Below are 22,745 nucleotides of genomic sequence, written 5' to 3'. Positions count from 1 at the left end.
ATGACAATGCGTCGGCGGCTCTAGGTATCAGGCGACCTCTTTTGCTGCTGCTCCGGCATGGTCGAGCAGCCGTCGCGCCATGCGCGCGCCTACGACCAGATGGGTGCAGAGCCCGCCGGCGATCGCCGCGACGAGCGGTTCGAACTTGCTGTCCTCCTGCACCACCACAAGGCGCTTTTCGATACTGCGCAGCGATGACAGCTCTGCCGAAATCAGCCGGCGGTTGTAGCTGCAGTCGAGCGCCTGGCCTCGGGCGTCGATGATCTGCCCGGCGATGACGCCGGCCGCACCCGCCTTGCGCAATGCAGCCATTTCGCTCTCGGTCAGCGCGCCGCATTTGACCAGATGGCTGTCGGTGTCCACCGAGCCGACCGAATACAGCGCCAGGTCGCACTCACCGATGCCCGACAATTGCTCGCGGATCACCGGCTCGGCGCGCAGGCCGCGTGCCAGTTCTTCCGTCGTCAGCACCAGCGGCGCGTAGAAATTCAGCCCCTTGGCGTTGAGCCGGCGCGCGATTTCCATGGTGCACTGGTCCGGCCGGTACGAATAGGGGGCGCCCAGATTGCCGCAGAGCTGCACCACGGTGACGTCCTGCAGATCGGCATAGGACATGATGTCGGCGATGGTGTAGATGGTCCGCCCCCAGGCGACGCCGATACGGTCGCCCTTCCTGACCAGCTCGAGAAAGACGCTTGCCGCCAGCACCGCGATGTCGGTCGAGGGGTCGGCGACATAGCCGTTTTCCGGCGCGATCCAGACCGCGTCGAGCTTCAGCGCGTCTTCCAGCTTGCGCGCCAGCACGTCGTCGGTGAAAAGCTGGGTCGAGGTCGAGATGTTGACGATGCCGGTCTCGCGCGCCTTGCGCAGATACATCGCCACCGAGGCACGGGAAATCTTGAGCTGGCTGGCCACCTGGTCCTGGCGCAGGCCGTGTGCATAGTAAAGCCAGGCGGCCTTGTGGATAAGCTGTTCTGCCGGTCGGATCGCCATGCCATCTCCTCGCTGACATTATTCACGGCTCTCGACAAAAGTCAAACCTTAGACTGCGCACCTGATCCGACACCTGGCATTCTGGATGTCAGTAATTGCGCATTTGCTGTTATCTCGGTACAATAAACCAATCAGGAGGTCCGACAATGAACGTATCATTGGGAGAGCGTTGGGAAACCTTTGTTTCCAACATCGTCAAGCGCGGCCGCTACGGTTCTGCCAGCGAAGTCGTGCGCGAGGGCCTGCGCCTTGTCGAAGAGCGCGAGGAAAAGCTGAAGGCGCTCCGTGCCATGGTGGACAAGTCGTTTGCTGAAGGCGGCGAAGCCACCGAGCAGGATATTGACGCCGCCTTGGAAGCCAAGGCCAAGCAACTCGCAAGGGAAGGCTTTTAGGAGTGCCACGGCTGCGCATGTTGCCGTCGGCACAAGCAGATTTGGTCAATATCCTTGAATACCTCACTCGTGAAAGCGGCAGCCTATTGATTGGCGGGCGTTTTGTGGATGCTCTGCGCCAGAAATGCCGTGATCTGGCGAGCTTGCCGGCGACGATTGGTCGTGCTCGTCCCGAACTCCGGCCGGACGTCCGAAGTTTCGCTTTCAGGGGATACGTGATTTTCTTCCGCTATAATGGCGACTTTTTCGAAGTGGCGAATATCGTGGAAGGGCATCGGGACATCGACGCTTTGTGGCCGGAGGGTGAGGGCGGGGAGGGGCGTCCCAAGTAATGGGCGAAGTGTCTGATGGCGGTGCACGAATCCAGTACGCGCTCAGGATCTGGTGGTAAGAAGGCTCGACCAGACATTGCGGAGGACGGGATGGGCAATCCCTACGAACAGGATCTCGACAGGAATCCGGCCAACCACCAGCCGCTGACGCCGCTCACCTATTTTGAGCGGGCGGCAAAAACCTTTCCCGACCAGACCGCCATCATCCATGGCCGCCAACGCACGACCTATCGCGATTTCTGGAAGCGCTCGCTGAGGCTTGCCTCGGCGCTGGCGAAGCGCGGTATCGGCAAGGGCGACACCGTCACCGTCATGCTGTCCAACACACCGCCGATGCTGGAAGCGCATTTCGGCGTGCCGATGACCAGGGCGGTGCTGCATTCGCTCAACACCCGCCTCGACGCCGCCGTCATTGCCTTCCAGCTCGATCACGCCGAAAGCAAGGTGCTGATCGTCGACCGCGAATTCGCCGGCGTGGTTCGGCAAGCGCTGACGCTGGCCAAGGTCAGGCCGCTGCTGATCGATTACGACGATCCCGACTATGCCGCCGATGCGCCCTATGCCAAGGGCGAGCGGATCGGCACGCTGGACTACGAGGCGTTTGTCGCCGACGGCGACGAGGATTTCGCCTGGTCGATGCCGGACGATGAATGGGATGCCATTTCGCTCAACTACACCTCCGGCACGACAGGCAATCCGAAGGGCGTCGTCTGTCACCACCGCGGCGCGGCACTGATGGCCTATGCCAACACCATCCATGCCGGGATGGGCAAGCACCCGGTCTATCTGTGGACGCTGCCGATGTTCCACTGCAACGGCTGGTGCTTTCCCTGGACGCTTGCCGTGCAGGCCGGCACGCATGTCTGCCTGCGCTGGGTGCGGCCGAAGCCGATCTACGACGCCATCGCCGATCACGGCGTCACCCATCTGTGCGGTGCACCCATCGTCATGTCGGTGCTGATCAACGCCTTGGACGAGGACAAGCGGCAATTCCCGCAGACCGTCACCTTCAACACCGCCGCAGCGCCGCCGCCTGAGGCGGTGCTGTCGGGCATGGCCGATGCGGGCTTTGCCGTCACCCATCTCTACGGCCTGACCGAAACCTATGGCCCGGCCGTCGTCAACGAATGGCACGGCGAGTGGGACCGGCTGGAGAAAGGGGCGAGGGCGGCGAAGAAGGCCAGGCAAGGCGTGCGCTACGCCGCGCTCGAAGGCCTGACTGTGATGGACCCGCAGACGATGCAAGAGACGCCGGCCGACGGCGAGACCATCGGCGAGGTGATGTTCCGCGGCAACATCGTCATGAAAGGCTATCTCAAGAACCGCAAGGCGAGCGACGAGGCCTTTGCCGGCGGCTGGTTCCATTCGGGCGACCTCGGCGTCATACATCCGGACGGCTACATCCAGCTCAAGGACCGTTCCAAGGACATCATCATCTCCGGCGGCGAAAACATCTCCTCGATCGAGGTCGAGGAGGCGCTGTACAAGCATCCCGCAGTCGGCTCCTGCGGCGTTGTCGCTAGGTACGACGACAAATGGGGCGAGGTGCCAGTCGCCTATGTCGAGCTGAAGCCGGGCAAGGCGGCGACCGAGGCGGAGGTAGTCGAGCACTGCCGCGCGCTGCTCGCCCGCTTCAAGGTGCCGAAAGCGGTGATCTTCGCGGAAATCCCGAAGACTTCGACGGGCAAGATCCAGAAGTTCCGGCTGCGGGAGATGGCAAAGCAGCCTTAGGGCCTGATCCGAAAACGGAACCGATTTCGGAAAGCATCTTTTCAAGATCCTTCGCAAAAAAACACGGGGCGGCGTTGCAGGCGCGCCCGGCGGAAACCACATGCGTTTCGTGGGCCAACTCCGTCGGGGGATGTCACCATCTGTCACTAGTAGCCAAAATCGTGCCTTGACAGGTGATGGTTTTCAATTTACGAGTGACGAAATTCTAAATTCGTCAGTCGTAAATTTGGCCAACGAGATGCTTGAAACCCTAGACACCACCGCCGATTCCGCCCGCCAGGAAAATGTCACGCGCATCCTGGATTGCGCGGAGCGATTGTTCCGCCACTACGGCTACGGCAAGACCAACGTCGCCGACATTGCGCGCGAACTCGGCATGTCGACTGCCAACATCTACCGCTTCTTCGCCTCCAAGGTGGAAATCCATCAGGCGGTTTGCGGCCGTATGCTCGAGACCTGCTACCGGTTGAGCTACGAAGCCTGCCATGGTTCCGGCACCGCCAGCGAAAAGCTCCGCCGCTACGTGCATACGCACTATCAGTGGACGCTGGAAACCATGATCGACCAGGAGAAGGTGCACGAGATGGTCATCGTCGCCATCGAGCGCGACTGGCATGTCATCGAAAAGCACATCGACCGCATCCACGACCTGGTCGCTGACGTGATCCGCGAGGGCATCGCCACCGGCGAGTTCGTCGATCAGGATCCGGTAGTCGCTTCCCGGTGTTTCGGTGCTGCCATTATCAGCCTCTCTCATCCACAGATGATGGCCCAGTGCCTCGCCAAGAAGAACCGGGCGACGCCGGACGAGCTTACCGAGTTTGCCATCAGAGCCTTGAAGAAATGACCATTGCCGCCCGTCGGGCGGTGATGTCGGCAATTCATCTCCACAATTCGGGAGTACGAAAAGTGTCTTTGTCCAAGTCCATCACCTACAGGCGACCGGCCGCCGGCCTGGCACTGATTGTCGTTGCCGCTCTCGGCCTCGCCGGCTGCTCGCAGGAGAAAGCCGAGGTCACCGAGATCATCCGCCCGGTCAAGGTGGTCGAGATCGCCAAGGCGAGCGATACCCGTCAGCTTTCCTATTCCGGATCGGTGCGTGCCCGCACCGAGATGAATCTCGGCTTTCGCATCAACGGCAAGATCACCGAGCGCCTTGTCGACATCGGTGACCGCGTCAAGCCGGGTGACGTTCTCGCCCGCGTCGATCCCACCGACTACGAGCTCTCGGTGAGAAGCTCTCAGGCCAGCCTCGATGCTGCCGACCGTCAGGTCGAGACAGTCGAGCTTACGCGCAAGCGGGCCGAACAGCTCTACGCCAAGAATTTCGCCCCGAAGTCGCAGCTCGAGCAGGCGACGCTCGCCTATAATCAGGCGGTCGCCACGCGAGACTCCGCCCGCTCGCAGCTTGCCCAGGCACAGAACCAGGTCCGCTATACCGATCTCAAGGCGGACAAGAACGGCATCGTCACATCAGTTGCCGCCGATGTCGGCCAGGTTGTCGGCTCCGGCACGCCGGTGGTGACCGTTGCCATCGACGGCGAGAAGGAAGTCCTGATCGCTGTTCCGGAAACCGATATTGCCGAATTCAAGCCGGGCAAGACCGTCAAGGCTGGCTTCTGGTCCGATGAGGCGCTGACGCTCGACGGCAAGGTCCGCGAAGTCGCCGGCAGCGCCGATCCGCAGTCGCGCACCTTTGCCGTTCGCGTCAGCCTGCCCAACGATCCTCGCGTGCTGCTAGGCATGACCGCCTCCATCGAAGCCGCGGTGGACAACCGGCAGCAGCTGGTGTCGATCCCGCTGGCTGCGTTGGCGCAGAAGGACAGCCAATCGATCGTCTGGACAGTCGACCGCAACGGCGGGACCGTCCATGCGCATCCGGTCAAGGTCGCCGCCTTCACCCCCGACGGCGTCAGTGTCGCCGATGGGCTGAAGCCGGGTGACGTCGTCGTCGCCGCCGGCACGCAGTTCATGACCGAGAATCTGAAAGTCAAGCTGACCGGTGATGCGGCGCAACAGTCGGCGTCGGCCGATGACGCTGCAAGGCGCTTGCGCTGACGGCCAGGCAATTCACGGTTTCCGGGCGGCAGGCGCCCCCGATTTTCGAGATCTCAGGTCGATGTAACCCCCACGTCGATCCTCGCGTCCCACCGCGATGTAGATCTCTCAACTCGGAAAGCCACGCCGCCCGGAAGCCCACATCGGAAGTTCCTTGGGCATGCGAAAGCGCGTGCTCTGTTGATCAAATTGAAACGGACTGACGCCGATGACCATCGACACCAATGAAAAGCGGTCTTTCAATCTTTCGCGCTGGGCAATCGGCCATCCGAGCATTGCCCGCTTCCTGTTCGGGCTGATCATCGTCGCCGGTGCACTCGGCCTGATGCGCATGGGCCAGAAGGAAGACCCCGATTTCACCTTCCGCGTCATGGTCGTCCAGGCGATCTGGCCAGGCTCCTCGATCAAGGAGATGGAGGACCAGGTCGTCAACAAGATCGAGCGCAAGCTGCAGGAAACGCCGCACCTCGATTTCGTCCGCTCCTACACCCGCGCCGGCAGCGCCATCATCACCTTGCAGGTCAAGGGCGACACCAATCCGGCGCAGGTCGCCGATGCTTTCTATCAGGTGCGCAAGAAGGTCGGCGATATCGCCAATGAGCTGCCGCAAGGGCTGCTCGGGCCCTACTTCAATGACGAATTCGGCGACACGTTCATCACCCTGCATTCGATCAGCGGCGACGGCTACAGCTATCCCGAGCTGAAGAAATTCGCCATCCAGGCGCGCGACATGCTGCTGACGACGCCCGGTGTCGAGAAGGCCGTGATCATCGGCGACCAGCCGGAAAAGCTCTACATCGACGTTTCATCCAAGGTGCTTGCCGAACGCGGCCTGACGTTGACCGACCTGCAGAATGCGATCCAAGGCCAGAACAATGTCGACCCGGCAGGTTCGGTCGACACCGGCCAGCGTTCGGTGCGCATTTCGGTCGAGGGCGATGTTACCAGGGCGGCCGACATCCGCGAGCTTCGCCTGCGCGCCGGCAACCAGGTGACGCGCCTCGGCGACATCGCCACCGTGACCTCCGGCCTCGAGGATCCGTACCAGCGCAAATACCGTTTCAACGGTCACGACAGCGTCCAGCTCGGCGTCGTCATGGCCAAGGGCTTCAACGTCACCGACGTCGGCAAGGACGTCGAAGCGACCTATAAGCGCTTCGAAGAGGCGCTGCCCTATGGCGTTTCGGTCGATCAGATTTCCGACCAGCCGCATGTCGTGAAGGAGGCTGTGAGCGAGTTCATGGAAGCGCTCGGCGAAGCGCTGCTGATCGTGCTTTTCGTATCGTTCCTGTCGATCGGCTGGCGCTCGGGCCTGGTGATCGCGATCGTCATTCCGCTGGTCCTGGCCGCCACGTTCGCCATCATGTACGAGCTCGGCATCGACCTGCAGCGCATTTCGCTCGGCGCGCTGATCATCGCCCTTGGCCTCTTGGTCGACGACGCGATGATCGTCGTCGAAATGATGGAGCGAAAGCTCGAGGAAGGCTTGGTCAAGGTCGAGGCGGCGAGCTTCGCCTATTCCTCGACCGCCTTCCCGATGCTGACCGGCACGCTGATCACCACGGCCGGCTTCATCCCCGTCGGTTTCGCGGCCTCGACGGCCGGCGAATATGTGCGGACCCTGTTTTACGTCGTCGGCATCGCGCTGGTCGTGTCCTGGTTCGCGGCGGTCTATTTCACGCCGTGGCTCGGCCACATGATCCTGAAGCAGCGCAAGCACGCCGGCAACCATCACGATGTCTTCGACACGCGCTTCTACCGCCGTCTTCGCTCGACCGTTGCATGGGCGGTGCGCCACCGCATCATTGTCCTGGTGATGACGCTGATGACGTTTGCCACCAGCCTGTGGGCGTTCCAGTTCATCCCGCAGAATTTCTTCCCGCAATCGTCGCGCCCGGAAATCCTTGTCGACCTCTGGCTGCCGGAAGGCACCAGCATCAAGGAAGTCGAGACCCAGGCCAAGGCGCTCGAAGCCAGGATGATGGACGACAAGGACAAGCGCTTCATCGCCACCTATGTCGGCGAAGGCGCGCCGCGCTTCTTCCTGCCGCTCGACCAGCAGCTTCGCAATCCGAACTTCGCCCAGCTTCTGGTGATGGCCAATGACGAACCGGCCCGCGAGCGGCTGATTGTCAAGCTGCGCACCATCCTGGCCAATGATTTCCCATCGATCCGCGCCAAGGTCGACCGCCTGTTCCTTGGTCCGCCGACCGGCTGGCCGGTGCAGATGCGCGTCATGGGTCCGGATCGCCAGGAGGTGCGCCGCATCGCCGACGAGGTGAAGGCGAAGTTCCAGGCAAATCTGCTGCTCGGCGCCATCCACGACGACTGGCTGGAGCCGGTGCCGACGATGAAGCTGGTGATCGACCAGGATCGCGCCCGTGCGCTCGGCGTCACCTCGCAGCGCATCCGCCAGACGCTGCAGGCGGCCATGTCGGGAGCGCCGCTCGATGACTTCCGCGACGGCGAGGAGACGGTTTCGATCGTCGCCCGTGAGCCGGAGGCAAGCCGTCACCTGCTGTCGGCGGTCGACTCCGTCTACATCCCGACCGATTTCGGCGGCTCCGTGCCCCTGTCGCAGGTCGCCAAGGTGGTCCCGGTGCTGGAGCAAGGCGTCGAATGGCGGCGCGACCGCTTGCCGACCATCAGCGTACGCGCCACGCTGCCGGACGGCGTGCAGCCGAACGATGTCGCCATGAAAATGTACAGCGAGATGCAGGGCCTGCGCGCCAGCCTCGCACCCGGCTACAAGATCGAGATCCAGGGCGGCGCCGAGGATGCGGCCGAAAGCCAGGCCTCGATTGCGGCGAAAGCGCCGATCATGCTGGCCGTCATCGTCGTGCTGCTGATGATCCAGCTGCAGCATTTCGGCAAGGCCATGCTGGTGCTGGCCACCGGTCCGCTCGGCATCATCGGCGCGGCGGCGGCACTTTTGATCAGCGGCGCCCCGTTCGGCTTCGTCGCCATCCTCGGTGTCATCGCCCTGCTCGGCATCATCATGCGCAACTCGATCATCCTGGTCGATCAGATCGACCAGGACATCGCCGCCGGCGTGGAGCGTTCCGAGGCCATCATCGGCTCGGCGGTGCGCCGCTTCCGGCCGATCGTGCTGACGGCGCTGACGGCGGTGCTGGCGCTGATCCCGATCTCGCGCGGCGTCTTCTGGGGGCCGCTCGCCTACGCCATGATGGGCGGCATTCTCGTCGCCACGGTGCTGACCATCCTTGTCCTGCCGGCAGCCTATGCGCTGTTCTTCGGCAGGGAGCCCAAGAAGGTGGTGGCAACGGAAGAGGCGGCCAAGGTGGCAGAAGAAAGCGAAAGGCCGCAACTGGCCCTGGCGGCCGAATAGAGCTGTTGGCAAATGTGACCTCCGGCGGTTTAATCCGCCCACCAGGCGTAGGCGCCGGAGGAGGACCGTCATGACCATGGCTCAGACAAAGGCACCGCTGCGGCTGCCGATCGACGGGCGCCATCGCCGGATGCTCATCGGCGACGGCTGGGTCGATGCCCGCTCCGGCCGGACCACGGAGAGCCGCAATCCCGCCACCGGCGCGGTCATCGCCACGGTGCCGCGCGCCGACCGCCAGGACATCGACTTGGCGGTGACTGCTGCGCGCAAGGCGTTCGAGGGCCCGTGGAGCCGGTTCAAGCCTTATGAGCGCCAGGTGCTGCTGCTGAGGATCGCCGACCTCTTCGAAAAGCACTGGGAAGAGATCAGCCGCTCCGACACCACCGACATGGGCATGCCGATCATACGCACCCGCGCCAATCGCAACCGGGTCATCGGCATGCTGCGCTACTATGCCGGCATGGCGACGGCGCTGCACGGCGAGACGATCGACAACTCGCTGCCCGGCGAAATCGTCTCTTTCACCCGCAAGGAGCCGGTCGGCGTCGTCGGCGCCATCATTCCCTGGAACGCGCCAACGGCGGCGTCGATCTGGAAGATCGGCCCGGCGCTGGCGACCGGCTGCACCATCGTGCTGAAACCATCGGAAGAGGCGCCGCTGACGCCGCTTTTGATCGCCGACATCATGAACGAGGCCGGCGTCCCGGAAGGCGTCGTCAACATCGTCACCGGCACCGGCACCGAGGCAGGTGCCGCACTCGCCGAGCACATGGGCGTCGACAAGATCGTCTTCACCGGGTCGACGGCGACCGGTCGGTCGATCGTGCGGGCCTCGGCCGGCAACCTCAAGCGCGTCTCGCTGGAGCTCGGCGGCAAGTCGCCGGTCATCGTCTGCGCCGATGCCGATCTCGACAAGGCGGTGCCGGTGGCGGCGATGTCGGTGTTCGCCAATTCCGGCCAGATCTGCATCGCCGGTTCGCGCCTTTTCGTCGAACGCGCCGTCCATGACGAGTTCGTCGAGCGGCTCGCGGCATACGCCAAGGGTCTCAGGGTCGGCGACGGCATCGACCCGGCGACCGAGATCGGTCCGCTCGTCTCCGAAAAGCAGCTGCAACGGGTCACCGGTTACCTCGAGGCCGGCACCGCGGAAGGGGCGAAACTCGTCACCGGAGGCACCCGGCTTGTGGAAGGCGCGCTTGGCGCCGGCAATTTCGTCGCGCCGACCGTCTTTGCCGGCGTCTCGGACGACATGAAGATCGCCCGTGAGGAGATCTTCGGGCCGGTAATTTCAGCCTTGCCGTTCGATACGCTGGACGAGGCAGTCGAGCGGGCCAACAACACGCCTTACGGCCTGGCTGCAGGGGTCTTCACCCAAAATCTCGCCACCGCCCACCAGCTGTCGCGCAAGATCCGCGCCGGCTCGGTCTGGGTCAATACCTATCACGCCATCGATCCGGCCGTGCCCTTCGGCGGCTACAAGATGAGCGGCTACGGCCGCGAGGGCGGCGCCGAGCACCTCGCCGAATATCTTAACACCAAGGGCGTGTTCATCAAGATCGATTGATCGGTCCGCCGCCCGCACAAAAAATGCTCCCCGACGCCGGTTTTGCAAAACAGAATTCCTTCCCATGGCCGCAAAGCCATCCCATGCTCGAGCAATTGGAGCGTTACGCTCGTCGTCATCGGTGCATTTTTCCATGGCAGAAAATCGACAATTGCGGCTTGGCGCTTTCATGCGGCCCGTCAGCCTTCATACCGGCGCCTGGCGCTACCCGGGCGCCTATCCCGACGCCAACTTCAATTTCGCGCATCTCAAGCACTTCGCGCAAAGGCTGGAAGCGGCAAAGTTCGACGCCTTCTTCATGGCCGACCACCTGGCCGTGCTCAACATGCCGATCGAGGCGCTGCGGCGCAGCCACACGGTCACGTCCTTCGAGCCGTTCACGCTGTTGTCGGCGCTTGCCGCCGTCACCGATCGTATCGGGCTGATCGCAACCGCCTCGACGACGTTCGACGCGCCGTACCACATCGCCCGTCGTTTCGCCTCTCTCGACCATATCAGCGGCGGGCGCGCCGGCTGGAATATCGTCACCACATCCAATCCCGACGCCGCGCTGAATTTCGGCCTCGACGAGCATGTCGAGCACGACGAGCGCTATCGCCGGGCGCGGGAGTTTTACGATGTCGTCACCGGCCTGTGGGACAGTTTTGCCGACGATGCCTTCATCCGCGACGCCGAAAGCGGGCTCTATTTCGATCCGGCGAAGCTGCATGTGCTCGACCATAAGGGCGAATATCTTTCGGTGCGGGGACCGCTCAATATCGCGCGGCCGGTGCAGGGCTGGCCGGTCATCGTGCAGGCCGGCGCGTCGGAGGCCGGACGGCAGCTCGCGGCGGAAACGGCCGAGGTGATCTTCGCCGCCCATGCCGATCTCGCCTCGGGGCAGCGCTTCTTTGCCGACGTCAAGAAACGTGCGCAAAAACTTGGCCGGTCGCGCGACGACATCAAGATCCTGCCCGGCGCCTTCGTCATTGTCGGCGAGACCGTCGAGGAGGCGCAGACGAAGCGGGCCAAGCTCGACAGCCTCGTCTACTACGAGAGCGGCGTCGCCTCGCTGTCGATCGCGCTCGGCCACGACGCGTCGCGGTTCGATCCGGATTCAGTCTTGCCCGAAATCCCGGAAAGCAACGCCAGCAAGAGCGGCCGCGAGCGCGTCATCGAACTGGCGCGCAAGGAAAACCTGACCGTCAGGCAGCTTGCGCAGCGGCTGGGCGGCTATTCCGGTCTTGCCTTCGTCGGCACTTCGAAAACCATCGCCGACGAGATGGAGGAATGGCTGGTCACCGAAGGCTCGGACGGGTTCAACGTCATGTTCCCCTATCTTCCCGCCGGATTGGATGATTTCGTCGAGAAAATCGTGCCCGAATTGCAGCGGCGCGGCATTTTCAGGAGCGAATACGAAGGATCGACCCTGCGCGAAAATCTTGGCCTGAAGCGGCCGCCAAACCGGTTCTTCCAACCTGAGACGGCAGCGATCCGCAAAGCTGGCTAGAACCGGTAATGATTTTAGACCGTGGCAAGCATCCGTTCTTTTCGTTCGGCCCGAATGTCCATAGGGTCAGCAGCGGGCTGGCAGCCCGAAATCATCGCGAGGGCTTTGCATCATGACCAATCCGGCCGTTGTCGGTTTCTCAGGCAATTTCACCCGGCCGTCCAAGACGCGCGGCTTCGTCGATCGTATCGTGAACGAGGTAGCCGGCAGATATGGCCTGGCCGCCAGCACGCATGACGTCGTCGACCTCGGCCCCAGCCTCGGTGGCGCCAAATGGGCGCGTGAACTGGATGCGCAAGCGGGCGATATCCTCAAGCGCGTCGTCGCGGCGGACGTGCTCGTCGTTGGCTCGCGCACCTACAAGGGCAGCTATACCGGCCTGTTCAAACACTTCTTCGATCTTGTCGACCCAACGGCGCTCAGGGGCAAGCCGGTGGTGCTGCTGGCGACCGGCGGCGGCGACCGGCATGCGCTGATCATCGAGCACCAGCTGAGACCGCTGTTCGGCTTCTTCGAGGCCTTTACGCTGCCGACCGCGATCTACGCTTCGGACAGGGATTTCATCGACGGCGTGCTTGCGTCCGAGACGATCCAGGCGCGCGTCGGACAGGTCCTCGAGGATATCGGTGCAGCGCTTGGCGGTCGCTCCCGCGCCGGCACCGCTGCCGAATAGCCCCTAAAAAGAAAAACCCGCCTCAGCGGCGGGTCTCGGGGCGAATCAGCACCATACCAAAATTATTAGCATAGCTGCCGGCACAAAGCAAGAACAAAATGCAGGAATCGAGCGCGCCTTGCGTGCCCGATCCCTCAACGCAGCCGTCAGATGACGAACAGCCAGTTGGCGAGCAGCATCACCACGACGCCGGCGACCAGCGTCAGATAGGGCAGCATCCCCGCCTTTTTCACCGCAAGGTCGGACGAGCTCATGCCGAGATCGGCCAGCATGTGGTCGGGGAATTTGCCCTTGTCCTGGATGTAGTGCCGGAAGCAGAACACCGGGATGATCAAGGCTGCCGTGATCAGCCCGGCCCACAATGCCATCGGGTTCCAGACCTTGGCGCCGGCGCCCATGAAGACCGCGTTGACGTAGGCAAAGATGGCGCCGAGGCCGAGCAGCCAGCTCGGCGCCCTCCATGGCCGCGCGATGTGGCCATTGTCGATGCGGTGGATCCAGCCGGCATTGAGGTTAAGGAAGTTGAAGATGATGTAGCCGCAATTCGACACGGCGAGGATGAAGAAGAAGCTTGTTGCGTCGGCCGAGGCGATGGCCAGCACGATCAGGTTGAAGATCAGGTCGGTCCACATCGCCCGCGTCGGGGCGCCGTGCTCGTTGACATGGCTGAGATAGCGCGGCAGCCAGCCGTCGACCGAGCCTTGATAGAGCGTGCGCGAGGAGCCGGCCATCGCCGTCATGATGCAGAGCACCAGCGCCAGGATCATCAGCATCACCAGCAGGCTGTGGATCAGCTGTCCGCCGCCGACCATACCGGCCAGCGCATCGGCAACGCCGGAGCCGTCGACGATCGGCGTCGCCAGCATGCCGTTCAAGCCGAGCACGCCCTGGAAGGTGAACGGCACCAGGATGAACAGCAGCATGCACAACAGGCCGGAATAGAAGATCGCCTTGAAGGTATCGGTGCCCGGGTTTTTGAACTCGGAGGTGTAGCAGACCGCGGTCTCGAAGCCGTAGGTCGACCACGCCGCGATGAACATGCCGCCGAGCACCAGCGTCCAGCCGGCGATGTTCCACGCGCCGGGCTCCGGCGCATAGGCTGCCGCGAGCGGCACCAGCGGCGAGAAGTTTGCCCAGTTGATCTGGCCGGTGACGATCGGCACCACGCCGACGATCAGCATCGGGATGATGACCAGCAGGCCGATATATTTCTGCACGTTGGCCGTGCCCAGGATGCCGCGATGCTGGATCGAGAAGATGATCAGCATCAGCACCGCGCCGATGAAGAAGGTGGCGTTGAAGGTGAAGGAAACCGGGCCAAGCGTGTGACCGTAGAGCGTCCAGTTACGGATCGCCGGCGTCGCCGCCGCGGTGACCGCGGTGATGGCGTCGGCGGCGCTGGTTCCGGCATGGGCCGCGATATAGGCGGCGACCTCCGGCGACGTGTCGGTGAACAGCGGCACCGGCGCCAGTGCGTTGAGGATATAGGCGGCGGCGATCGAGCAGCCGAGCGACAGCACCGGCGACCAGGCGAACCAGTTGCACCACACCGAAAGCGGCGCGATGAATTTCGAATAGCGCAGCCACGCGGTGGCGCCGTAGACCGAGGCGCCGCCGGATTTGTTCGGGAACAGCCCGGCGATCTCCGCATAGGTGAAGGACTGCAGGAAGCCCATGACCATGGATACGGCCCAGATCAGGAAGGCCAGTGTTCCGGTGGTGCCGGCGATGCCGCCGATCGAAAACAAGACAAGGGCCGGAACGCCGCTTGCCACCCAGAAGGCGCCGCGCCAATCGATGTTCCGGTGCAGCTGCCCTTCGGCAGGCGGCACCAAGGTGGTGACTATCGTGCTCATTTACGTGGATTCCCCATTTTTGATGTTCCCCATCGGCAACAGCCGCAATCTCGCGAGGCGTCATCGACGCTCACGTTGAACGGCCCCAGGCGTTTTCCGCTCAGTAGTATTTTTTTCTTAGCAGTGAAGATTGACCCAAGGCGCTTTCACGTCAAGTGGTTTGTGACGCTGTGCACATTGCGTTTGTGAAACAGTCGAGCTTCGCTGGCGCTGCCAACGGGTGCGGTCTTTCTCCCCTTGTTGTGGGAGAAGGGAAGAACCAGACAGCGTCGATCAGGAGCGCGGCCTGGTCTTTTGCGGGTCGTAATGGGCGAAGGCGACGACGCGCGCCGGCAGCCGCTTGCTGTGACCATCGAGCTTGCCGATTTCGACCTCGGTGCCGATCGCCGAATGCGTGACGTCGAGCCTGGCCAACGCGATGGTCTTGTTCAGCACCGGCGAGCGCATGCCCGAGGTGACGACGCCGATCTGGGCCCGGCCGACATGCACGCAGTCGCCGTGGCCGACCGCGATATTGGCGTCGACGTCGAGGCCGACCAGCTTCTTCTGCGGGTTTTCCTTGCGCCGGATCAGCGCCTCGCGGCCGATGAAATCGTCGCTCTTGGTCTTCAGCGGTACGGTGAAGCCGATGCCGGCCTCGAACGGATCCGTCTGGTCGGAAAACTCGTGAGCAGCAAAGATCAGCCCGGCCTCGATGCGCACCATATCGAGCGCCTGCAGCCCCATCGGCTTCAGGCCGTGCGGTTGGCCGGCCTGCCAGATCGCGTCGAACACCTTTTCGGCGTCGCGCGGATGGCACCAGATCTCGTAGCCGAGCTCGCCGGTGTAACCGGTGCGCGAGACAACGACCGGAATGCCGTTGCCGCCGCCGATGCGGGCGACGGCGAAACGGAACCATTCGAGTTCGTCGATCGACGGCTGCAGCGGCGAGGTCCAGATGATCTGCCGCAGGACGTCGCGGCTTTTCGGTCCCTGCACGGCAACATTGTGCATCTGGTCGGTCGAGGAGCGCACCAGCACGGTGAGGCCGAGTTTTTGCGCCGTTTCCCGCAGCCATTGGCCGGATAGATCGTCGCCGCCGACCCAGCGGAAATTATCCTTGCCGAGCCTGAGCAGCGTGCCGTCGTCGATCATGCCGCCATGCTCGTAGCACATGGCGGAATAGACGACCTGGCCGACGCCGAGCTTCTTGATGTCGCGGGTCAGCGTGTATTGCAGCAGCGCCTCGGAGTCCGGCCCGGTGACCTCGAACTTGCGCAGCGGCGACAGGTCCATGATCACGGCGTCCTGCCGGCAGGCCCAGTATTCATCGATCGGGCCTTGCTTGGCGAAGGAATTGGCGAGCCAATAGCCCTTGTACTCGACGAAGTTGCGGGTGTGCTTGGCAAAGCTCGAATGAAAGGCGGTCTCGCGGGTCATTTTCGGTTCCGAATCGGGCGTCATGCGTCTGGCGATCGCTCGCGAGAATTTGTGCTGGCCGGGATAGGTTCGCACATGGATGTCGGTCAGGTTCCAGCCATTGGCCGGCGTCGTATCGTCGGGGCAGGCGGACGAGACGCAGACGATGTCCGTGAGCGCCTTGAGTAGCACATAGTCGCCGGGCCGCGACCACGGCTCGTCCGACACCACGACGCCATGCGCGTCGATGGCCGTGTTGAAGAAGAAGTTGATCGCCATCCAGCCGGCGCGAGGCGTGACACCCTTGTCGGCCAGCGCGCGGTTGAAATTCTCCGAGCAGTTGGGATGGCCGGGATAACCGATGTCGTCGTAATATTTGGCCGCGCAGGCGAGCGCGAATGCATCGTGGCGGCCGCAAGTGTCCTGCACAACCTCGACCAGCGGCTCCATGTCCTGGTCGTAGTATTTTGAGTGCAGACCGGGCATCGGATAGCTCGAACCCATCAGCGTGCGCGTCGTCGTCACGTCGAGCGGATGATCGCGGCCCCTGTCCAGCTTGCGCGCCGAAAAGCACTGAAAGTCGGTGCATTGGCGCCCGTCGACATCGATGATCTGCAGATAGTCGCCCGCCTTGACGAAGTAGGCCTCCGCCGTCGCCGAATGGACGCGCAGGTCGAGCACGGGATCGGCCAGCGGGTCGGCAAGCCTGGATTTCGCTGCTGGGCGGATGGTGGCGCGGCGGACGATGACGCTAAGCGGCGTCGCCGTATCGTGGCCGTCGACCAGCATCGGCCCGCCGGGCGCGGCAATCAGCATCGACCCATCGCGGGCGACGGTAAAAGCCTGTTCGGTACCGGCAGGGGTGGCGCCGCCGAAAACGCGAACCGCCTTCGCCTGGTCGAGCTGCACCTGGCGCCGCTCGAGCCCCCGGCGCAAGGATGCGAGGCTGTCGTCGCCTTCGGCCAGCAGCGCCTTGATGCCGGCGGCATTGCTGTTCGATTTCTCGCCGAGAATGCCGGGATCGGTCGCGTCGCTGCTGTCCCATGCCAGCAGCTCGCAGGCCTGCCCGCCCTCGACATCGCGCACGGTGACAATGTCGCCGGCCTCGACCTCGATCAGCACCGCGCCATTGCCCTGAACCGTGTAGCGCTCCATCCCGGCCGGCAACGTAATCTGCCCTGGCCGCAGGATCACGCTCGGCCGGGGCGGTCCGGCGACGACGGCGGGGTAGGGCGACTGGCTCATCTCAACCTTGGTTTCGAGAAACAAGTTTGCCTGTGTGTGAAATTATTTTAGCGGGAAGAATAGCAGGGGGATCGGGTTTGGCAAGGTGAAGGTGGCACAAGCTCCACCTTCTCCCCCTGTGGGAGAAGGTGTCGCCGAAGGCGACGGATGAGGGGTGTTCCAGGGAACGCCAGCCTCTCACTCCGCTGGAACACCCCTCATCCGTCTCGGCGCTGCGCGCCGATCCACCTTCTCCCACAAGGGGAGAAGGAAAGACGCGCCAAGGCTATGCCAACTCCTCGCTGTGGCTGATCTCGACGCCATACTCGGCGGCAGCGTCCAGCATCGTATGCGACAGGCTTTCCGCGAAGGTGGCGAACACCAGAAGATTGAACACCGCCTGTCCGTCCGGCCGGTCATTGCCGCGCCAGAGATTGATGCTGGTGTGATCGACCGAGGTCGCCGCAGCGGTGCCGGCCGGGAACGCCGCGGGGTGCAGGTCTAGTGACGACAGTTTGGCCAGCATCGCGCGCGCCTTTTCTCCGGAAACGCTGATCAGCGCGCGAGCATGCGACTGGTCGGACAACGAGGCGGATTGCGCAAACGTCTGGCTCAGCGGTTCGCTCGCGTGCTTGCCGCCATTGGACAGGACCAGGAACTGATCCGGTCCCGACCAGATCAGCGTAGCGTCGGGAGTTCGGGTCGCCTTGGGCGTTTCCGGGGCGGCAACGCCGAAGCGGGTTTCGGCGGCCTTCGCCAGTTCTGCCGCTTTGCCGCGCCGCGCCATCACCTGGATCAGGTCGAAATTGCGGATCTCGGTGAGCGATACGCCGGCCGCCGTGCCGCGCGCGCCATAGGCGCCGACAACGAGCGCTTTCTCCAGCGGACTGCGGGCAATCCAGGAAAACTCAGCCACGCTGGCGCCCTCCATCCGGATCGTAGAAGGCCGGGCTGCACAGCTCGACGTCGTAGTCTTCGCCGCGCAGCGGGTCATGCGCATGGACGATCTCGCCGATGCGCTCGCGGCCACGCTCAACAAGCGCCAGCCCGATCCACTGGTCGAGCATGGGCGAGAAGCAGACCGAAGTGACATAGCCCTGGTCGTTGCCGGGACCGGGCGTCTCGCCTTTCGGAATGATATGCGCGCCGGAGCGCAGGCGGCGCGTCTTGTCGACCGGCTTGATGCCGACGACGACCTGCCGGTCTGGGGCAATCAGCGCCTCGCGCCCGGCCATGACGCGGCCGATGAAATCTTTTTTGGTCGACATCATCTTGCCGAGGCCGAGGTCGGCGGCGGTCGTCGTGCCGTTCAGCTCCGGGCCGGCGACATGGCCCTTTTCGATGCGCATGACGCCGAGCGCCTCGGTACCGTAGGGCGTAACGCCGAACGGCTTGCCGGCCAGCATCAAATTGCGCACCAGCGCCTCGCCATAGCGGGCGGGAACCGAAATTTCGAACGCCATTTCGCCCGAAAACGAGATGCGGAACAGCCGCGCCTTGATGGCACCGCGAAGCGCGACTTCCCGCGCCCCCATGAAGGGAAAGCCCTCGTTCGACAAATCCTCCGCCGGATCGACGATTTCCCGAAGCAGGTCCCGGGTCTTCGGCCCGGCGATCGAGAACTGCGCCCATTGATCGGAGACGGATGTCAGCTGCACGTCGAATTCGGGGAACAGCACCTGCCGGCAGAATTCGAGATGCTGCATCACCAGCCCGGCCTTGGCGGTGGTGGTGGTCAGGAAATAGTGGTCCTCGGCCAGCCGCGACGTCGTGCCGTCGTCATAGACGATGCCGTCCTCGCGCAGCATCAGCCCGTAGCGGGCTTTGCCGACGGCGAGACTGGAGAAGGTGTTGATGTAGACGCGGTCGAGAAAGGCGCCGGCATCCGGGCCGTGCACGTCGACCTTGCCGAGCGTCGAGACATCGCAGAAGCCGACGCCGGAGCGCACCGCCTCGACCTCGCGGGTGACCGATTCCAGCCAGTCCTTTTCGCCGGCGCGCGGATACCATTGCGCGCGCTTCCACAGGCCGGTGTCGACGAACACCGCGCCCTGTTCGGCTGCCCAGTGATGCGACGGCGTCAGCCTCGTCGCATGGAAGTCTTCGTCGCGATGATGGCCGGCGAAGGCGCCGATGGCGACCGGCACATAGGGTGGGCGGTAGATCGTCGTGCCGGTTTCGGGGATCGATTTGCCGCTGATTGCCGCCATGATGGCGAGACCGGCGACGTTCGAGGTCTTGCCCTGGTCGGTGGCCATGCCGAGCGTCGTATAGCGCTTGAGATGCTCGACCGATTCGAAACCTTCGCGCTGCGCCAGCTCGATGTCGGACGCGGTCACGTCATGCTGGTAATCGACGAAGGCTTTCCCTTTGCCGGCCACATACCAAAGCGGCGTCAGCGAAAACGCCTCCCTGTCGGCGACCGGCGATGTGCCGGCATTGCCGCCGCGTCCAGCACTCTGCGCTGCCGCAGCACCCGCGGCAAAGCCCTGGCGCAGGCAGTCGCCCAGCCCGAAGGCGCCGTTGGCGGCGCCGACGGCCATCATGCCGGGCGGCGCACCATCCGGCACGAAGGCTGCGATATCGTCCTGCCATTTCGGCCGGCCGCGATGATAGGAGGTCAGCCCGACCGCCGGATTCCAGCCGCCGGACACGGCAAGCCCGTCGGCTTCGACTTCCGCCCGTGCGCCGCCGGTCAGCGCCACCACGATTTTCCGGACCCCGTCCTTGCCGCCTTCGACCCCGCTGACCGAGCCGTTGAGCACGGCAAAGCCGCCCTTGGCGGCAAGCGCTCGATGCGCGGCGGAGACGTCCGGGCGCGCATCGACGACCGCCGCGATCTGCAAACCGGCGCCAAGCGCGGTCTCGACCGTGCGCCAGCCATCCTCATTGTTGGTGAACAGCGCGATCCTCCTGGCAGGGGTAACCGCGTAGCGCGCGACATAGGTCCGCATAGCCGAAGCCATCATCACGCCCGGCGTGTCGTTACCGGCAAAGACGATCGGTCGCTCGATGGCGCCGGCGGCGACGACGCAGCGCTTGGCCACGATCCGCCACAACCGCTGGCGCACCTGGTGCTCGGGCGGCGAGGGCAGGTGGTCGTTGACCCGCTCGATGGCGCCATAGGTGCCGCCATCATAGACGCCGAACAATGTCGTGCGGGTCATGATGCGGACATCGTGCAGTGCGGCGAGTTCGGCCAGCGTGCGCGTAATCCATTCGGCCGCCGGCGCGCCGTCGATCATGCCGCCGTCGGCGAGCAGACGGCCGCCAAGCGCAAAATCTTCCTCGCACAGGATGACGCGGGCGCCGCCGCGCCCGGCCGCCAGTGCCGCAGCCAGCCCGGCCGGGCCGGACCCGGCAATCAGCACGTCGCAATGCGCCCACGCCTTGTCGTAATGGTCGGGATCGGCGACGCCTGCAGCGCGGCCGAGGCCGGCGGCGCGGCGAATCGTTGGCTCGTAGATCGTTTCCCAGAATTTCGCCGGCCACATGAAGGTCTTGTAGTAGAAGCCGGCGACGAAGATCGGCGCGAACAGCTGGTTGACCGCCATCAGGTCGTGGCGCAGCGACGGCCAGCGGTTCTGGCTGGCGGCTTCGAGCCCGTCATAGAGTTCGGCCGTGGTCGCCTTGGTGTTCGGCTCGCGCCGCGCTCCGCTGCGCAGTTCGACCAGCGCGTTGGGCTCCTCCGAACCAGCGGTCAGGATGCCGCGCGGCCGATGGTATTTGAACGAGCGGCCGACCAGCTTGACGCCATTGGCGATCAGCGCCGAGGCCAGCGTGTCGCCTTGGAAGCCGGCAAAGCTCTTGCCGTCGAAGCGGAAGGCCAGCGGCGCGGCGCGATCGATGAGACCGCCTGATACGAGACGATAGGGCTGGCTGGAGGTCACGTTTGCTGGCCCTTAAGCAGGAGCGCCGCGCTGCCCCTCATCACCCTGCCGGGCACTTCTCCCCGTATAGGGACGGGGAGAAGGGGGCTGGCCGCAACCTCGGCGCCTTTCAGGGAACGTCGATGATTGGCGAAACAATCGATGGCGGCGCCCCTCTCCCCGTCTCTATACGGGGAGAGGAGGCCGGCAGGCAGGTGAGGGGCGGCGCTAACCTGGACAGAATTCATCTTGCAGCCTGCCTTGCACCAACGCCTGCAGCCGGTTCGACCGCCGAAATCTCGTGCGTCAGCGTGTTGCGGGCGACCTTCAGCCAGGCCCGGCAGCCGCCGCCATGGTACCAGTATTCGCTCATCGGCCCGGCGATGTTGTCGCGCAGATAGACGTAGTCGAAGACCTCGTCGTCGGTGGCGCCGGCCGCCGGACGCACCGGCTTGGCGTCGCCCAGATAGGTGAACTCCCCGAGTTCGCGTTCGCCGCAGAAGGGACAGACAATGCGCATGCTTCTTCAGCCAGCCTTTAATGCAGGTTCGGTTGGGCGCCTTGGCCCTTTTCGTCGATCATCGCACCTCGCCGGAAGCGGTCGAGACGAAAGCGGGCAGCCTCCTTGTGCGGCTCGTCGCGCGCCAGCAGATGGGCAAAGACCAGGCCGGAGCCGGGCGTCGCCTTGAAGCCGCCATAGCACCAGCCGGCGTTGAGATAGAGCCCGTTGACCGGTGTTTTGTCGATGATCGGCGAGCCGTCCATCGACATGTCCATGATGCCGCCCCACTGACGCAGCAGCCGTATCCGGCCGATCATCGGCATCAGCGCCATTCCGCCCTCGCACACGTCTTCCATGACAGGCAGATTGCCGCGCTGGGCATAGGAATTGTAACCGTCTATGTCGCCGCCGAAGACCAGGCCGCCCTTGTCGGACTGGCTGACGTAGAAATGCCCGGCGCCGAACGTCATGACGTTGGGGATCAGCGGCTTGATCGCCTCGGAGACGAAGGCCTGCAGCACATGGCTTTCGATCGGCAGCCGCATGCCGGCCATCGCCGCGACGCGCGACGAGGAGCCGGCGACCGCCATGCCGACCTTGGCCGCGCCGATCCTGCCGCGGCTCGTCTCGACGCCGGTCACCTTGCCGCTGCCATCGCGGACAAAACCGGTCACCTCGCAGTTCTGGATGATGTCGACGCCGAGCGCGCTCGCCGCATGCGCATAGCCCCAGACCACGGCGTCGTGCCGCGCCGTGCCGCCGCGCCGCTGCAAAAGCCCGCCCTGCACCGGGAAACGTGCGTTGTCGAAGTTCAGGAACGGCATCATCTTCCTGACCGCCGTCAGATCGAGCAGTTCGGCATCGATGCCGTTGATGCGCATGGTGTTGCCGCGCCGCGCATAGGCATCGCGCTGCGCGTCGGAATGGTAGAGGTTGATGACACCGCGCTGGCTGACCATGGTGTTGTAGTTGAGGTCCTGCTCCATCCGCTCCCACAGCTTCATCGACAGCTCGTAGAAGCCGGTATTGCCGGGCAGCCCGTAATTGGAGCGGATGATGGTTGTGTTGCGGCCGGCATTGCCGGAGCCGATCCAGCCTTTTTCCAGCACGGCGACATTCCTGATGCCGTATTCGCTGGCGAGGAACCATGCCGTCGCCAGGCCATGGCCGCCGCCGCCGATGATCACCACGTCGTAGTGGCTCTTCGGGCTGGCGTCGCGCCAGGTGCGCTGCCAGTTCTTATGGCCGGAAAATGCCGCCCGGGCGAGGGAGAAGATCGAGTATTTCATGAACCTGTTTCGCGCCGGGCGTGCAA

The 22,745-nt window shown here is 64.0% G+C and carries 16 protein-coding genes; 9 read left to right on the top strand and 7 right to left on the bottom strand.

Annotation, left to right across the window (positions count from 1 at the left end):
* Positions 1-27: 27 nt before the first annotated feature.
* Entirely contained in the window at positions 28-993 is a 966-nt protein-coding gene (locus tag NKJ81_RS26510; RefSeq protein WP_352542222.1) for a sugar-binding transcriptional regulator, read from the bottom strand.
* 146 nt (positions 994-1,139) lie between these two features.
* Between NKJ81_RS26510 and NKJ81_RS26505 the strand changes: the two genes are divergently transcribed.
* The 9 genes from NKJ81_RS26505 (at position 1,140) to msuE (ending at position 12,581) form a co-directional block, all read left to right on the top strand.
* The gene (locus NKJ81_RS26505; RefSeq protein WP_352453248.1) at positions 1,140-1,385 is read left to right on the top strand and encodes a type II toxin-antitoxin system ParD family antitoxin; all 246 of its coding nucleotides are present in this window, start codon (positions 1,140-1,142) and stop codon (positions 1,383-1,385) included.
* Positions 1,386-1,387: 2 nt separating this feature from the next.
* Positions 1,388-1,717, top strand: coding sequence for a type II toxin-antitoxin system RelE/ParE family toxin (locus NKJ81_RS26500; protein WP_352542221.1), 330 nt, complete (start codon positions 1,388-1,390; stop codon positions 1,715-1,717).
* A 90-nt stretch (positions 1,718-1,807) separates the two neighbouring features.
* Positions 1,808-3,448, top strand: a complete 1,641-nt coding sequence (locus NKJ81_RS26495) for an acyl-CoA synthetase (protein WP_352542220.1) — start codon at positions 1,808-1,810, stop codon at positions 3,446-3,448.
* Between the two features lie 238 nt (positions 3,449-3,686).
* Positions 3,687-4,295: a TetR/AcrR family transcriptional regulator gene (locus NKJ81_RS26490; RefSeq protein ID WP_352542219.1), complete on the top strand. Its 609-nt coding sequence runs from the start codon at positions 3,687-3,689 to the stop codon at positions 4,293-4,295.
* A 62-nt stretch (positions 4,296-4,357) separates the two neighbouring features.
* Complete coding sequence (locus tag NKJ81_RS26485) at positions 4,358-5,506, top strand: efflux RND transporter periplasmic adaptor subunit (RefSeq protein ID WP_352542218.1); 1,149 nt, start codon at positions 4,358-4,360, stop codon at positions 5,504-5,506.
* Between the two features lie 208 nt (positions 5,507-5,714).
* Complete coding sequence (locus NKJ81_RS26480; protein ID WP_352542217.1) at positions 5,715-8,855, top strand: efflux RND transporter permease subunit; 3,141 nt, start codon at positions 5,715-5,717, stop codon at positions 8,853-8,855.
* Positions 8,856-8,925: 70 nt separating this feature from the next.
* Entirely contained in the window at positions 8,926-10,419 is a 1,494-nt protein-coding gene (locus NKJ81_RS26475; protein ID WP_352542216.1) for an aldehyde dehydrogenase family protein, read from the top strand.
* A gap of 133 nt (positions 10,420-10,552) precedes the next feature.
* The gene (locus NKJ81_RS26470; protein WP_352455214.1) at positions 10,553-11,908 is read left to right on the top strand and encodes an LLM class flavin-dependent oxidoreductase; all 1,356 of its coding nucleotides are present in this window, start codon (positions 10,553-10,555) and stop codon (positions 11,906-11,908) included.
* Between the two features lie 112 nt (positions 11,909-12,020).
* A complete protein-coding gene (msuE, locus tag NKJ81_RS26465) occupies positions 12,021-12,581 on the top strand; it encodes an FMN reductase (protein ID WP_352542215.1) in 561 nt (186 codons plus the stop codon).
* Positions 12,582-12,727: 146 nt separating this feature from the next.
* Here the strand turns inward: msuE and NKJ81_RS26460 are convergent, their stop codons facing one another.
* The 6 genes from NKJ81_RS26460 to NKJ81_RS26435 form a co-directional block, all read right to left on the bottom strand.
* Positions 12,728-14,437, bottom strand: coding sequence for a trimethylamine N-oxide permease (locus NKJ81_RS26460; RefSeq protein ID WP_352542214.1), 1,710 nt, complete (start codon positions 14,435-14,437; stop codon positions 12,728-12,730).
* A gap of 273 nt (positions 14,438-14,710) precedes the next feature.
* Positions 14,711-17,080, bottom strand: a complete 2,370-nt coding sequence (locus NKJ81_RS26455; protein ID WP_352542213.1) for a trimethylamine N-oxide demethylase — start codon at positions 17,078-17,080, stop codon at positions 14,711-14,713.
* 265 nt (positions 17,081-17,345) lie between these two features.
* A complete protein-coding gene (locus tag NKJ81_RS26450; RefSeq protein WP_352542212.1) occupies positions 17,346-17,975 on the bottom strand; it encodes a sarcosine oxidase subunit gamma in 630 nt (209 codons plus the stop codon).
* Entirely contained in the window at positions 17,968-20,949 is a 2,982-nt protein-coding gene (locus NKJ81_RS26445; protein WP_352542211.1) for a sarcosine oxidase subunit alpha, read from the bottom strand. Before NKJ81_RS26445 ends, NKJ81_RS26450 begins: the two co-directional genes overlap by 8 nt.
* 223 nt (positions 20,950-21,172) lie before the next feature.
* Positions 21,173-21,448, bottom strand: coding sequence for a sarcosine oxidase subunit delta (locus tag NKJ81_RS26440; RefSeq protein WP_352542210.1), 276 nt, complete (start codon positions 21,446-21,448; stop codon positions 21,173-21,175).
* Between the two features lie 17 nt (positions 21,449-21,465).
* A complete protein-coding gene (locus NKJ81_RS26435) occupies positions 21,466-22,719 on the bottom strand; it encodes a sarcosine oxidase subunit beta family protein (protein WP_352542209.1) in 1,254 nt (417 codons plus the stop codon).
* Between the last annotated feature and the right edge of the window lie 26 nt (positions 22,720-22,745).

This window comes from Mesorhizobium sp. M0018 (assembly GCF_040323955.1).
Classification (GTDB): domain Bacteria; phylum Pseudomonadota; class Alphaproteobacteria; order Rhizobiales; family Rhizobiaceae; genus Mesorhizobium.
This window is presented reverse-complemented; position numbering and strand designations above follow the sequence as displayed.